This window comes from Streptomyces sp. NPDC048604, assembly GCF_043199435.1.
Taxonomy (GTDB): domain Bacteria; phylum Actinomycetota; class Actinomycetes; order Streptomycetales; family Streptomycetaceae; genus Streptomyces.
On sequence record NZ_JBICVX010000012.1, the window covers coordinates 234,866 to 248,583 of the forward strand.

General features: G+C 69.3%; 11 protein-coding genes. 10 read left to right on the plus strand and 1 reads right to left on the minus strand.

Features of this window, described 5'->3' with window-relative positions; genetic code table 11:
- Positions 1 to 217: 217 nt before the first annotated feature.
- Positions 218 to 520 carry a hypothetical protein gene (locus tag ACGFMM_RS24885; protein ID WP_393648632.1) on the plus strand — a complete coding sequence of 101 codons (303 nt, stop codon included), beginning with the start codon at positions 218 to 220 and terminating at the stop codon, positions 518 to 520.
- Between the two features lie 27 nt (positions 521 to 547).
- On the opposite strand, the gene ACGFMM_RS24890 is transcribed toward ACGFMM_RS24885, so the two are convergent.
- Positions 548 to 853, minus strand: coding sequence for a beta-Ig-H3/fasciclin (locus ACGFMM_RS24890; protein ID WP_393648633.1), 306 nt, complete (start codon positions 851 to 853; stop codon positions 548 to 550).
- A 1,268-nt stretch (positions 854 to 2,121) separates the two neighbouring features.
- Between ACGFMM_RS24890 and ACGFMM_RS24895 the strand changes: the two genes are divergently transcribed.
- From ACGFMM_RS24895 to ACGFMM_RS24935, 9 genes are all read left to right on the plus strand, one after another.
- Complete coding sequence (locus ACGFMM_RS24895; RefSeq protein WP_393648634.1) at positions 2,122 to 2,547, plus strand: hypothetical protein; 426 nt, start codon at positions 2,122 to 2,124, stop codon at positions 2,545 to 2,547.
- A gap of 60 nt (positions 2,548 to 2,607) precedes the next feature.
- Positions 2,608 to 3,135, plus strand: coding sequence for a hypothetical protein (locus ACGFMM_RS24900; RefSeq protein WP_393648635.1), 528 nt, complete (start codon positions 2,608 to 2,610; stop codon positions 3,133 to 3,135).
- Between the two features lie 303 nt (positions 3,136 to 3,438).
- Positions 3,439 to 3,882 carry a hypothetical protein gene (locus tag ACGFMM_RS24905; protein ID WP_393648636.1) on the plus strand — a complete coding sequence of 148 codons (444 nt, stop codon included), beginning with the start codon at positions 3,439 to 3,441 and terminating at the stop codon, positions 3,880 to 3,882.
- A 23-nt stretch (positions 3,883 to 3,905) separates the two neighbouring features.
- On the plus strand, positions 3,906 to 6,413 hold the full coding sequence (locus ACGFMM_RS24910) for a tetratricopeptide repeat protein (RefSeq protein WP_393648637.1): 2,508 nt from the start codon (positions 3,906 to 3,908) through the stop codon (positions 6,411 to 6,413).
- Between the two features lie 419 nt (positions 6,414 to 6,832).
- Positions 6,833 to 7,189 (plus strand): hypothetical protein, encoded by a 357-nt coding sequence (locus tag ACGFMM_RS24915; RefSeq protein ID WP_393648638.1) that lies wholly within the window; start codon positions 6,833 to 6,835, stop codon positions 7,187 to 7,189.
- Positions 7,190 to 7,409: 220 nt separating this feature from the next.
- The gene (locus ACGFMM_RS24920) at positions 7,410 to 9,518 is read left to right on the plus strand and encodes a B12-binding domain-containing radical SAM protein (RefSeq protein ID WP_393648639.1); all 2,109 of its coding nucleotides are present in this window, start codon (positions 7,410 to 7,412) and stop codon (positions 9,516 to 9,518) included.
- Complete coding sequence (locus ACGFMM_RS24925) at positions 9,515 to 10,810, plus strand: YcaO-like family protein (RefSeq protein WP_393648640.1); 1,296 nt, start codon at positions 9,515 to 9,517, stop codon at positions 10,808 to 10,810. Before ACGFMM_RS24920 ends, ACGFMM_RS24925 begins: the two co-directional genes overlap by 4 nt.
- A complete protein-coding gene (locus ACGFMM_RS24930) occupies positions 10,807 to 12,159 on the plus strand; it encodes a TfuA-like protein (RefSeq protein WP_393648641.1) in 1,353 nt (450 codons plus the stop codon). Before ACGFMM_RS24925 ends, ACGFMM_RS24930 begins: the two co-directional genes overlap by 4 nt.
- On the plus strand, positions 12,156 to 13,712 hold the full coding sequence (locus ACGFMM_RS24935) for an MBL fold metallo-hydrolase (RefSeq protein ID WP_393648642.1): 1,557 nt from the start codon (positions 12,156 to 12,158) through the stop codon (positions 13,710 to 13,712). The genes ACGFMM_RS24930 and ACGFMM_RS24935 overlap by 4 nt, the downstream gene beginning before the upstream one ends.
- Positions 13,713 to 13,718: the final 6 nt, after the last annotated feature.

Consider the following 13,718-nt stretch of genomic DNA (forward strand, 5'->3'; position numbering starts at 1 on the left):
ACCTCAAGCCGGCGGCCCTACCCGGCACTTGGCGCGCACCCTCCCGGACCGCCTCGGACGACCGCCGCCTCGGAGGACGTGCGGCGGGGCCTCTTCTCGTCCGACCGGTACACCTTTCAACCAAGAGTCGGCGATGGGAGCGCTGGCGGGTTCCAGGGTTCCTTCGAGGCCCGGCTGCTGACGACCCACCCCGAGACCGCGCCTATCCACGAGCTGGGTGCCCCAGCTCCGCGGCCGCCGCATTGCCGACCTCGTCGAGGCGCAGCCCGAGCTCACCCCGGCCGAGACCGCCGCACGCCTTGGTTACCCCGCGATCACGCACCGCGGCGCCCCCACGATCGCCGAGGCCGAGCTGCGCAGCCGGCGCGCCCGCACCTACCTGCGGCGGGACGATGGAGATCCACGGTGGCGCCGGGGCGGCACCCCGCGCACGCTGCACCAGCTGCGGGGCGTACTTGACCGAGGCCGGCGTCGTCGCGGCGGCGTGATTGCGGAATTCACGGGGCCCCCACCCTGCTGAAGTGGGGGCCCCGATGCACGTCAACCGTCAGCACACGGCCGTTCGGTCGTACAGGCCCCAGGTTCCGTCGTACCTGTAGTACTCCTGCGCCCCTGCCGCCATGGTGTAGCACGGGCCGTCGGGGGCGTAGGACACGACGACTTGCACACGCATCGTCCTGCCGCACTTGTTGACGAGGATGACACTGAACCCGTCCTGATCGTTGTGCACCGAGCGCACGATGCACGACGGCGCCGTGCCACCTGCCGCGTAGGCCGGGGCCGCGGTGGCGAAGGCGGTGCCGATCGCTGCTGTGGCCACAGCCGTAGCCGTCAACTTCTTGAGCAGACGCATGCCTTTGGTCTTTCGGCGCAATCACTTGTCGTGCTGGCGTCGGCCAGCGATTCTGGGTCGATGCCAGGACAGGGAAAGCGGAAGCGGCGGCTAGAGGCCGGGAGGCAGCGGCTGGCTGCTCGCACTGCGCCGGACGTAGGGCAGTGGGAAGTGGTCCTTGAGACCAAGGACCAGGCGGAGCTGCGCGCGTATGTACGCCGTCTTCAGGAGGCGGGGATCGACGAATCGCTCGTCCGGATTGACACACTGTGTCGGCGCCCCGTGGAACAGAGCACCTATCGACTGAGCCGGTTTGTGGCAGACATGGCGCGTGAATCGGGCCGCGAGCCGTCTGGTTGTTGATCCTGTGGCGGGTCGAGGCGAGTTGAGGGCGCGGCGTGGGAGCGGAGCAAGCTGTTGCTTCCGCGGGTGGACTGGCGCCCCGACAGGTGCGAACAGCCGGGCGATCTTGACCCGTTCTCGATCCGGGACCGACGGATCTCCGTGCCGTGGTGGACGACGAGGCAGGGTGGTTTCGGCCGGAACGGAGACTGGTCGATTCAGGAAGGCTGAGTTCGGCTGCTCTGGAGGGCCGTCGGTCTCAGTGAGATAGGTGCGCCGGTCCGGGGCAGTGCAGAGGCACCGCGCCGCAACTTCCGCGGCGGGTCGTCTATAAGCTGCGCGGATGATTGTCCGCTGCGTTCAGATCATCAGTCCCACGTCGTAGCTGTTGATCTCCGGAGTGGCGCGGACACGTCCGCACCGTCCTTTGAGCACCTGAGCGACCGGGTCGGGGGGAACGCCTGGGGGTGGGCTCGAGCCGAGACGGAGGATGTCCGGCCGGTCAGGGACCCAGTACCGGAGGGGGAGTCGGAGCCACGGTATGGGGCACGGCTACTGTTCGGTGCGGATCATCCTGATTGACTTGTTTCCGGGGGGCTTCTCTCATGTTCAACCGCCATGTCTCTGTCCTGGTGGTGGCCGCATGCTGCCTTGTGCTCTCCGCATGCTCCGGCGGTCCGGCATCCGTGACTGCCGACCACGCACCGGCAGGGACGCAAGATGCCCCGTCAAGGCCGCGGACGGATCCGGCACCGTCCCCTTCCGTTCCCTTGCCGACGCGCGGGGCGGTCGGCGAAGTACCGGACACCGCGCGGTTGCGGGAGCTCGTGCTGCAGCCGGGCGAGGCCGCCGGCGTCCCGGACCCCCAGCGCGGGATCCGGGACGTGCACCCGTCCGAGCTGAGGCCCCTACCCCGGACGGAGCCGTCGCCTGCCCCGTGTCCCACCATGTGGGGCCTGCTCAACCAGAAGGGCGCCCAGGCCGCCGTCGCCCAGACCTTCGACTCCGCCGAACCCGGGAGCCCGCAGGTGACCCTCCTCGCGTCCCATTCGGCGACAGGGGCCGCGACGACCTTCGCCCAGCTGCGCGCGGCCGTTGCCGCCTGCCCCTCAGACAGCTATGGCGGACGCAAGGCCACCGTGCGGTACGAGGACCTCGACAGCGCGGGGTTCCCCGAGGACACGATCCACATCCGGATGACCTTCATCGAGGAAGGCTCCGACGAGCCCGCCGAGGTCATGGATCGCATCGTGGCCCGGGTCGGCGTGTGTATTGTCGACATGTTGCAGATGGGTCCGGAGTCGTACCCGCGCCTTTCGGAGGGTCCCGTCCTCCGGCAGATTGAGCGACTTCGGGCCGCGCAGGGGCTGTGAGACCGACCGGGTTGGGATGGCGGTCACGCACGCACGCTGCGTGCCGCGTACCGTCAGCGCATGCAGGATCAGCAATACCAGGATCAGGACATGGTCTCCGGGGCTACGGATGCCGAAGCGGTGGTGTTCGTTTGCACGACATGTGGAGTCGCGCTGACGGGGCCGCTCACACGGCTGGCCGCTGTTCCCGAGGCTCCGTACTACGCGTGGTGGGACGCAGAGGAGCCGGGCCCGTCGCCGGCGACCGTGCCGTCAGGCTGCTATGCGATCGAGACGGAGCCGTACGGTGCGCCCTTGGTCGTCGCTGAGGTGCCCGGGCCTGTGATGCCGCGCCGCGGGGGGCGCTGGAACGTGGATGGAAAGCCGTTGGTGTCGCAAGGCCCGCGAGGCAACATCGTCATGAACCCGGACGATGCGCGCGGCCTGGAGCTGCAGCACGCATCCCCCGCCTGCTGCGGAGCGACCCCGGATGGCGGAATGAACCAACTGTGCGCCTGCGGAACCCTCGTCGCGACCCTGTGCTCCGATTGCTGCCTGCCGTACGAGCTGCATCTCTCGGCCGACCACGTTCGCGCGGTTCGCACCTGAGCCGGGTGCGAGTCGCTGCTGCTTCTCACCAACGTTCACGCGCTCGACAGGCAGCGCGTGACGCCGAAACCCACCAATGAGTGCTCTCGCGTGAAGCCGACGCAGCCAAAGGGACCCCCGGGTGGTCACATGACCACCTCATAGGTCAGGTGGTCTCAGTGCAGAGGCCGCGGCCGACTCTGAACTCAGTTCTCGAGAAGTGCTGTCCATTCGGTTGGCATCGACGGACAATGAGGTCTCTGCGTCACCTTTCGTGCGTAACTGAACAGTCGGATCACAGGGGGGGCGATGGATCCACTTACGTTGGCCGCAGCGTCTGCGCTGGTGGGACTAGCAGCGACCGATGGCTATCAGCAGGCGCGTGACGGCTTGGTGGCCTTGTGGCACCGCGTGCGTCCGGGACAGGCGGCGGCCGTCGCCGGCGATCTCGACGCGCTGGGCGCGTCGGCTGACGTCGCGGAGGGAAGCAGCGGGGCTCTTGTCGCTTTGTGGCAAACGAACGTACAGGCTCTGCTCGCCCTCGACGAGTCCCTGCGCCCAGAGGTCAGGCAGCTGGTGCAAGGAGTCTTGCTGCCGCTGCTGTCCGAGCCGGAGCAGCGGAATGTGGGCGCTCTGCTGCAGCAGAGCGACATCGCTGATGGGAGAGCGGCCGGTGGTGCCGTGACGGGCAACTATTTTCAAGCGGCGGCTCCCTTCCAGACCGGCGAGGGCAGCTCGCAGACGAATCACTTCGGCCCCGCGGGGTGACAGCCCCGGAGCCGGCCGGCCGCGTGCGCGGCACGGCCTGCGAAAACGAGTTCTACGCACCAACAGCGTTCCAGACCGGCGACGGCAGCCAGCAGCACAACCACTTCTACCAGGGAAATCCGGTGGTGAGCCGGCCCCACTGGATCGGCGTCGTCCCGCGAGAGGCCGACTGCTTTGAACAACGCGGTGCCGTGCAGGGGTTGCAGCGGGCTCTGGGCGAGGAGGAGACGCTCGCGCGGACCCAGGTGATCACCGGTCCCGGAGGCGTGGGAAAGACGCAACTTGCCGCCCACTACGCACGTGCGGCATGGACGGCGAGATCCATCGACCTGCTGCTATGGATCAACGCATCCAGCCGGTCGTCCCTCATCACAGGCTATGGCCGTGCCGGCGTGGAAGTGGCGAGCGCCGATGGACGAGACCTGGAGGGAGCCGCCGCACGGTTCCTGGCCTGGGCCGAGACCACCGACCGTAGATGGCTCGTAGTGCTCGACGACCTGACGAACACTGCTGACCTGCGCGGTCTTTGGCCTCCTGCGCAGTCGAGCAGTCGAGGGAGAGTCCTCATCACTACCCGGCGCCGTGACGCAGCGCTGATCAGCCCTTTCAGACAGCGGTTCAGCCTTGGGCCCTTCACCCCATCCGAGGCCCACTCGTACTTCACACGAGCTCTGACCGCGCACGGCCCCGTCCCAGATCCGGGCGAGGTCGACGTGCTCGTCACCGAACTGGGCTGCCTTCCGCTGGCGCTGGCACAGGCCCGAGCCTTCCTCGTGGACATGGCGTTCACCTGCTCCCAGTACAGGGAGCGCTTGGAGGACAACAGCCAAGCACTGCGTGACCTCTTCCCGGAGGAGGGCAGCTTGCCCGACGACCAGGACAACAGCATTGCAACAACGTGGCGGTTGGCCATCGAGCGAGCGGACAGGCTCACGCCCTCGGGCCTGGCGCGCCCCCTCCTGGAGATCGCGAGCGTGCTGGACCCGAACGGGATCCCGCTGAGTGTCCTGACCTCACCCCCTGTTCTGACCTACTTGGTCACACGCAGAGCAGAGACACACACCGGCGTGGAAGACCAACCGACGGGCCACGACGTGATGCACGCCGTGCGATGCCTACACAGAATGAGCTTGGCCGACCACGGATCAGGTCAGCCAACCGAAACTCTGCGCATCCACGCCCTGGTGCAGAGAGCGACCCGTGAATCCCTCCCCGGTGTCACCCGGGAAGCCGTGGCTCGTGCCTGCGCGGACGCACTGCTTCACGCCTGGCCGCCCGCAACCGTCCATGACGACGCTCTCGCCACGATGCTCCGCGCGAACGCCGAAGCACTCATGGATCACGCCGAGGAAGCGCTGTGGAGCAGCGGCTGCCACGAACTGCTGCTTCGCACGGGAACGAGCCTGGGGGAGTGCGGAATGCCTCAACTGGCGAACGCCTACTTCACACGGCTCACCACCCAAGCCGAAGCCCGACTGGGCGACCGTCGGCATCCTGAGGTCCTCTTCTGCCGGCACCTCACAGCATGGTGGCGCGGAGTAGCGGGCGATCTATCGGGTGCCGCATCGGCGACGAGCCAAGTGGTGGCCGGCCTGGCCGCCGCGCTCGGCCCGGACCATCCTGACGTTCTGGCGGCCCGCAACAGTCTGGCCTACTGGCAAGGTGCTGCCGGAGACCCGCGGGGCGCGGCAACGGCGACCGAGTCTCTCCTGGCCGACCTCCACCGCGTCCTCGGTCCCGACCACCAGGAAACACTCACGGCCCGGAGCACCATGGCATGGTGGTTCGGCATCACGGGAGAATGGCAGAAGGCGGCCACCCAGACACAGGAACTGCTCTACGACCTGGAGCGAGTTCTAGGACCCGACCACCCCCACACGCTCGCAGCAAGGGCGAGTCACGCTCGCTGGCGGGGCACTGCCGGCGCCCCCTTGGCAGCGAAGACCGCCCTGACGGAACTGCTGACCGACCTGACCCGAATCTTCGGACCGGACCACTTGCAATCCCTCGGTACTCGCGGCGCCATCGCCCGGTGGACCGGAGTCGCCGGGGATGCAACACGTGCCGCGGACGACTTCGCCGACATACTCGCGGACTGCCTGCGGACCCTCGGCCCGGACCATCCCTACACGCTCACCACGCGCAGTGGTCTCGCCCGATGGCGAGGTGTGGCCGGCGATGCCGCAGGTGCCGTAGAGGCGCTTACCGTGCTGCTCGCAGACAGAGCACGTGTCCTCGGAACGGAGCATCCTGACACGCTGGCCGCCCGTGCGGGACTTGCCTGGTGGCGCGGAGAAGCAGGAAGGCCGGACATCGCCGCTCGCGACCTGGCAGCACTCGTCACCGATCTCACGCGTGTGCTGGGAGTGGAGCACCCCGACACCGCCGCAGCCCGCCGATCCCTGCTCTACTGGCAAACACCCGCTCAGGACCGACCTGTCATGGACGTAAGCGCGGGGAAATTCCCCACTGGAGCGCGCCGACCCTCTCCACCACGCACGCCGCAGAGGCTGGGTACCCCGTCACCCTAGACGCGTTGCCGCCGGGTTCGGCGGCGACTGGGAGTCGGTCACCCGGCGGTGGGTTGGCGGAGTAGTTGTGCGCCGTGCCCTTGAGACGCGCGCCGGTTCCCTCGACGAGTTCGGTGGGGGCACAGCGGGCGACAAGGTCCGCGGACAGGGGACCGCAGCGGGCCTACAACACCCGGGAACTTCGCCGGCTCGTCCCGTTTCGCGCCGCTGTTCTCTCACGACCTCTTCGAAATCGGTTTCAGCTCAGCAGGTGGATTGCCCTGAAGGCGGGCCCGACTTCTCCGGGGCCTCCCGGGCGTTCGGCGTCACTCGAAAAGGCCAGTTAGAGGGCAGTGTCGTCACGGAAGGTATGCATTGATCACAGAGAGTAGGGCCGTCCGGTCGATGGGCAGGTCCGCTGCTTCAGGAAGGGACACGGCATGGAGAAGTACGAGAAGAACGGCGGAGTCGGGGGCACCATCATCCGCGGAGAGGATGGCGCGCTCTATTTCCTCCGTGACGAGATGCTGGAAGCCTGCAAGGTGACCGAGCCCGACATGGTGCAGTTCTGTGCCAACCTGCTCGACGCGGTGCAGGTGGCGGGTGGTGAGGAAGTGCAGGGCAACGGCTTCCGGATGGGTACCGGCAACGCGGCCCAGGCTCACTCCTTCCTGGGACCGTTCCAGGGTTCCGACCTCACCGACAACGTGAACTGGAAGGCCTCGGGAACCGTGATGTGTCCGGGGACCATGGGTCTCGCCAAGTTCAGAATCAATCCGGGCGCGCAGGTCCGCTGACCGCCCGTCGGCCCGGCGTCGTCGTCGCCGGCGGCCTTGCCGCCCCGCCTGTCGACCTCGCCGAGCCGTCCGTCGGCCCCGGCGTCCTCGCCGGCCGGCTGTCGATCTCGCCGACCGACCGTCAGTTCCGCCGATACGCCCCCGGCCTCCCCGGCCCTGCTCCGCCGCCCGCCTGCACCCCGGCCTCACCTCGCCCGTACGGCCCTCGGATGGCATCCTCGTGCACGCAGTTCTCCTCTTCCCGCCGGCAGCCGACCCCCGCAGCCCCCATCTGGCCCTCCCGTCCCTGACCGCCTGTCTGCGTCGCCGCGGTATCAAGGTGACCCAGCGGGATCTCGATGTAGAGGCCATCGACGGGCTGTTGACCTCCGCTTCGCTGACGCGGGCGGCGGAACTCTGCGGCGAGCGGAGGTCACGCGGCATCCCGGCCGCCGAGCTGGTCCGTCTCGACCGGGTGCTCTCTCTGGCCGACCAGACCCTGGATCTCGCCCCGGTCGCCGCGGACCGGCTACGGAGCCCCGAGGGCTTCTACCACCCGCTGGCCCTTGCCGAGGCTCGCGAGGCGCTGTCCCACGGCGTGCGCCTGGCGGCGGCTGCCCACGGTGTGGACTGGGACATCGCGCCGGTCACGTACACGATCGACGGAGTCGATCCGGCCTGCCTGGCCGATCTCGACCGGGCGACTGCCGACCCCGCCCTCAACGTGTTCGAGGAACAGTGGTCACACGGCATCCTCGCAGACCTCGCCCTCAGTCGTCCGGACGTGGTGGGCATCTCCATCCTCAACCACCAGCAGATCATCCCGGGACTGACCCTGGCCCGACGGTGCCGGGAACAGGGACACACCGTCGTGATCGGAGGCACCGTCTACGCCAAGTTCGCGGCGGAGCTCCTCCGACGTCCCCGGTTCTTCGAGCTCTTCTGCGACGCTCTGGTGCCGTACGAGGGGGAGACCGCCTTGCTGGGCATCCTGGAGCGGCTGGAGAGCGGCCGGGATCTGGCGGGCGTACCGAACACCCTTGCACTCGACGCGTCCGGGACTCCGGTGGCGGGGCGGGTGATGACCGAAGACGTCGCGGCGTTGCCGACGCCTGACTTCGAGGGCCTCCCGCTGGACCGCTATCTGACGCCGGTCCCGGTCCTGCCGATCCTCACCGGCAAGGGCTGCTACTTCAACAAGTGCCGGTTCTGCGACATCCCGTACATCAACCGGGTCGCGCCGCGCCCGTACCGGACGCGCCCTCCGGCCGCCGTGGCCGAGGACATCGCCCGACTGACGGAACGCCACGGCTGCCGGCATTACGAGATCACCGACGAGGCGCTCTCTCCTCGCTTCCTGCTCCGGCTCGGCGAGGCACTGACCGAACGGAACCTGGACGTGTCTCTCGTCGGCTACGCCCGGCTGGAACCGGGCTTCGACGCCGAAACGTGCGGTCGGCTGGCCGAGATGGGGGTGCGCAAGCTGTTCTTCGGATTGGAGTCGGGGTCGCAGCGCATGCTCGACCACATGGTCAAGGGCGTCCGTCTGCCCGTCGCGTCACAGGTCCTTCGCGCCGTGCACGACGCCGGCATCTCCCTGCATCTGTTCAGCATGGTCGGCTTCCCCGAGGAGACGGAGGAGGACGCACGGCAGACCCTGTCCTTCCTGCTCGACCACGCCGACGTGCTCGCCGATCCCCGGCACAGTTTCGACGTACACGGCTTCAGCCTGGACCTCCGGACCGAATACTTCGAGCGGGCCGAGGACTTCGGCATCGAAGTGGACGAAGCAGAACTGGCGTCCGCGGACTTTCCGCTGTCGGTGGCGGCGTGGAAGTCGACCAGGGGACTGTCCGCGGAGCGGGCGGAGCAGCTCATCGCCGAGTTCCACAGCGTGCTGCGGTCGCGGTTCCCCGTGCACCGGCAGTTTCCCGCACACCTCTGGCCCACCTTCGAGGAGTACTCCGTTCTCTATGCCGAACGCTACGGAACCCGGCGCTTCCCATGGCAGCTGTGTCTGCCGCCTCCCGGGGATCCGCTGCTGTTCCGGCTGGAGTGGCCGCGCAGCACGCGGTTCAGGCCAGGCACAGGAGGCTTCGTCGCAGAAGCGTTCACAGGGAAGGCGCAAGCGCACCTTCCACTCCTGCACCTGCTCGCCCGCCCGGGGGCCCCTTCGCCGGTCGACGACCTGCTCACGGCCCTCGCATCCGAAGCCGCCCCGGACCGCGACAGCGACGCCGACGGCATCGCGGTACTCACCAAGGAACTGCGCCGCATGATCGACGAACTGCTCGCTGCCGGGGTGCTGTGGCTGGTGCCCGCCGGCGCCCCCGCGGGAGGAGCCCGATGAGCACGGCCAACGCCGCCCTCCGTGACCTGCTGGCCCCGGGCTCCGTTCCCGTCCCGAAGTCCTTTAAGGGGGGAACCCACCGAACCGTCCGGCCGGAGGACACCCTCAGCCGTGTGCGTCCTCTCTTCGGCCTCATGGGCATCACGCGCGTGGCGGACATCACCGGCCTCGACCACATCGGCATTCCCGTCGTGGTGGTGAGCCGGCCCAACTCCCGTTCGCTTGCGGTGTCGCAGGGCAAGGGAGCCGATCTGCCCGCCGCGCAGGCGTCCGCCGTCATGGAGTCCATCGAGGCCTGGCACGCCGAGCGGATCACGGCGCCCGTGAAGCTGGCCACGTACGAGGAACTGCGCTGGAGCCACACCCTGGCGGATGTGACCACGCTGCCCGCGGACGCCGGATCGGGCTTCCACCCGCATCTGGACCTGTTGTGGACAGAGGGCTGGGACCTGCTGGGGCAGACCCCGACCTGGGTTCCGTACGAGTTGGTCCACACCCGTTTCACGCTGCCCCGGCCGACCGGCAGCGGATGCTTCCTGGCCTCCTCCAACGGCCTCGCCTCGGGCAACCATGTGATCGAGGCCGTGATCCACGGCATCTGTGAAGTGGTGGAGCGGGACGCGACCACCCTCTGGCACATGCTGGACCCGGAAACGGCTGCCGGCGCCCGCATCGACCTCGCGACCGTGACGGACCCGGACGTCCGGACCCTCCTGGACCTCTACGACCGGGCGGGCGTGGAGGCAGCGGTCTGGGAGACGACGACCGACATCGGGGTGCCGGCCTTCTTCTGCGTCATCACCGAACGCGATGACGGGTTCCGTCGCATGCACTCGGCAGCGGGCATGGGCTGCCACCCGGTCCGCACGGTGGCGGTGACTCGCGCTCTGACCGAGGCCGCGCAGAGCCGGCTCACCATCATCGCCGGCTCCCGGGACGACGTGGCGCGCGACGACTACGACCGCGTGCGCAATCCCGACGTACTGGCCCGGGAGCGGGCGCTGCTGCAGGGAACGCCCACACGATCCTTCGACGACGGCCCCGGCTTCGACTCCGACACCTTCGACGACGACCTGGCCTGGCTGCTCGAACGCCTCAAGAGCACGGGCATCACCCAGGTCGTCGCCGTCGACCTGACCCTGCCGCAGCTGCGCATCCCGGTGGTGCGGGTCGTCATCCCCGGCTTGGAGTCGGCGAGCATGCTCGACGGCTGGGTCCCCGGGCCCCGCGTCCAGGCGCTGCGCAGCGGAGTCCTCACCCTCCCGTACGACCGTAGAGGCGACACCCCATGAGCGGAACCGAAGCGCCCGTGTGCGTGTTCGTCGGCCCCACGTTGCCGGAGCAGGCCGTCACGGACGTCCTGCCGGACGCCGTCGTCCTGCCGCCCGCCGCGCAGGGCGACGTGTACCGTGCGGCCCGAGCCCGGCCCCGGGCCCTGGCAATCGTCGACGGCTACTTCGAGCGCGTGCCCGCGATCTGGCACAAGGAGATCCTCTGGGCTCTGCACGAGGGCATCCCGGTGTACGGCTCCTCCAGCATGGGAGCGCTGCGGGCAGCGGAACTGCACGCCTTCGGCATGGTCGGGGTCGGGTGGATCTTCGAACAGTTCGCGGCCGGCGGCCTGACCGACGACGACGAGGTCGCGGTGGCGCACTCCGAGGCCGGTGACGGCTACCGGTCGGCCTCCGAAGCGATGGTCAACATCCGGTGCACCCTGGAGGCGGCGTGCGCCGACGGGATCCTGACAGCAGGGGATGCAGGTACCCTCACCGGGCTCGCCAAACGCCGCTTCTATCCGGAACGATCCTGGTCACAGCTCCTCGACGACGCGATCGTGCACGGTCTGGCGGACACCGCGGCGGCGCTGCGCAGCTGGCTTCCCCGGGGGCGGGTCGACCAGAAGAGGCTGGACGCCCTGGCGATGCTCGACCGGCTGCGCACGGAACCGCCGTCCCCGGTCGCCGTGCCGTGGGCGTTCCAGCACACGCTGTGGTGGGATGACCTGGTGCGCAGCGCGGGGCCGGGCCACACGGCGGGCCACCACGGAGCGACCACCCTGGAACTGGTGCTGGACGAACTCCGGCTGGATCACGAAGCGTTCGCCGACGCCTACCACGGCGCCCTGGTGCGCAGCCTCGCCGCCGCGGAGGCGGCACGCAGCGGACTACGGCCCGACGCCGCGTCGGTGCGCGCGCACGCCAACGAGCTCTGTACCGATCTCGGCCTGAAGGACCAGGCGGCCTTCGACTCCTGGCTGGAGCGCAACCACCTCGATCTGGTCGGGTTCAACGCAATGGCGCAGACGGACGCGGCCGTGGCCCTGGTCGCCGCCCGTGCCGGCGCCGATGTCCTGACCCACCTGCCCGACCGGCTGCGCGCCGCGGGCCGCTTCGACCAACTGGTCGACCGCGCCAAGGACAAGCAGCACAAACTCGCCGCGGCGGGGCTGGAGAACCCCTCGGCCGAAGCGGCAGCGGGCGACACCCGTGCTCTGTACGAGACGTGGTTCGCTCGCAACCGCCTTCCCGTGCCCTCCGATGTCGACCGGTGGGCTCGCTCCGCCGGCTTCCGCGACGAGGACGCGTTCCGGCGGGTGCTCGCCCGCGAAGCTGTGTACCAGCGCTTGGAGGAAAAGGCATGACACGGGTGTGGCTGCGTGCGGACGTGAGTCTCAACGTCACATATGAGGACCGGACGCGTTTCGGCAGCCCCATCACATCGAATCCGGAGCATGCCGCGCGCAGGTTGTACGCGCCCCTCGCCGAGCATGCCGAAGCCCACGGCCACGCCTCGCTGGTGGCAGCGGCCCCCGAGCTCCTCGCCGAGGTGGTCCGGAGTGCCGCCTTCCGGTCCGTCGCCGATGTCGCGAACGACGGCAGTTGGCGACTGCACGGGGACGTTCTGCACCCGGACCCGGCGCTGGCCCGGCCGCGCTGGCTGACGTTGGCCCGCGAGGACCTGCCGGACGACGAGGGACTCGTCCGGCTGCGCCTTCCCGACGGTCACTGGCGGCACGTCCACGCGCTGATCGCGGACCTGAGCACCTCCGGCCTGGCCGAGGAAGCAGCGGCGGAGCTCCATCCGGACATGCGCGCCATGCTCTCGGGCCTGCGCGAACAGGGAATGCTCACCGACGTCCCGCCCGGCCGCCCCGCTGTGGACCTCGACGAAGCGGACGTCACCTTCTGCGGCCACAACACCGTCCTCGTACGAGGACGGGAGGCCTCCGTTCTGGTGGATCCCTGGTTGCCCGCTCGCCGTGCCGTCTACCCCGACACCTACCAGCCCCTGCAGTTCGCCGACCTCGGCCGCGTCGACGCCGTCCTGCTGACACACAGTCACCCCGATCACCTCGACCCGGCGACCCTGCTCCGGATTCCGCCGGACACGCCCGTCGTCGTCCCCGTGGTCGAGCGAGAGAACCTGCTGACCGCGGACATGGCCCTGCGGCTCACCGAACTGGGCTTCACCACGGTCGTTCCGCTCGCGTGGCACGCGTCCTGGCAGGTCGGCGACGTCACGGTCACCGCACTGCCGTTCTACGGGGAGCAGCCCACCGACGCCCGGCGACTCCACCCGGAGATCACCAACGTCGGGAACACCTACCAGGTCAGCACCTCACGCTCCAGCGCTGTCTTCCTCGCTGACGCGGGCCGCGACGACCGCGGGGACATGCGCGACGTCGCCCTCGACGCCCGCCACCGTCTCGGCCGCCCCGACCTGGTCTTCGCCGGCTACCGAGGATGGCGCATGTACCCGGCCCAGCTGCTGTTCTCCTCCATCGCCCGCTACCTCCCCTTCGTGCCTCCGGAGCTGTGGAACTGCCGCATGCAGCTGATGACCGACGCCGACGGTGCGCTGGACGTCGCGGAGCGCTGGGGAGCGCGAACCGTCGTGCCGTACGCCGACGGCGGAGCCCCCTGGCACTGGCGCGTCGGGCTCGGGCCGCGCCTCGACGGGCAGGGAGAGGAGATCGAAGGCTTCGATCCCTTCCCCGAGTGCGTGACACGGGCAGCGCAAAGCCGGTCGACGCTGCCCGACGGGCACACCAGCTCCACCGGTGTGGGCGTATGCCTGCTCCGGCCCGGCGACTCGCTCGTGGCCGTGCGCGGCCGGCAGCGCCTGGTGCGCGTGGCCGGCCACACCTGGCCCTGGCCGGAGGAACGCGAACCGCACCCGGCGAACGCCGTCTGACGCAGG

Coding starts and splice junctions, on each gene's coding strand:
- ACGFMM_RS24895 (WP_393648634.1), top strand. CDS start 2,122: ATGTGGGGCCTGCTCAACCAGAAGGGCGCCCAGGCCGCCGTCGCCCAG.
- ACGFMM_RS24925 (WP_393648640.1), top strand. CDS start 9,515: ATGAGCACGGCCAACGCCGCCCTCCGTGACCTGCTGGCCCCGGGCTCC.
- ACGFMM_RS24915 (WP_393648638.1), top strand. CDS start 6,833: ATGGAGAAGTACGAGAAGAACGGCGGAGTCGGGGGCACCATCATCCGC.
- ACGFMM_RS24930 (WP_393648641.1), top strand. CDS start 10,807: ATGAGCGGAACCGAAGCGCCCGTGTGCGTGTTCGTCGGCCCCACGTTG.
- ACGFMM_RS24900 (WP_393648635.1), top strand. CDS start 2,608: ATGCAGGATCAGCAATACCAGGATCAGGACATGGTCTCCGGGGCTACG.
- ACGFMM_RS24890 (WP_393648633.1), bottom strand. CDS start 853: ATGCGTCTGCTCAAGAAGTTGACGGCTACGGCTGTGGCCACAGCAGCG.
- ACGFMM_RS24935 (WP_393648642.1), top strand. CDS start 12,156: ATGACACGGGTGTGGCTGCGTGCGGACGTGAGTCTCAACGTCACATAT.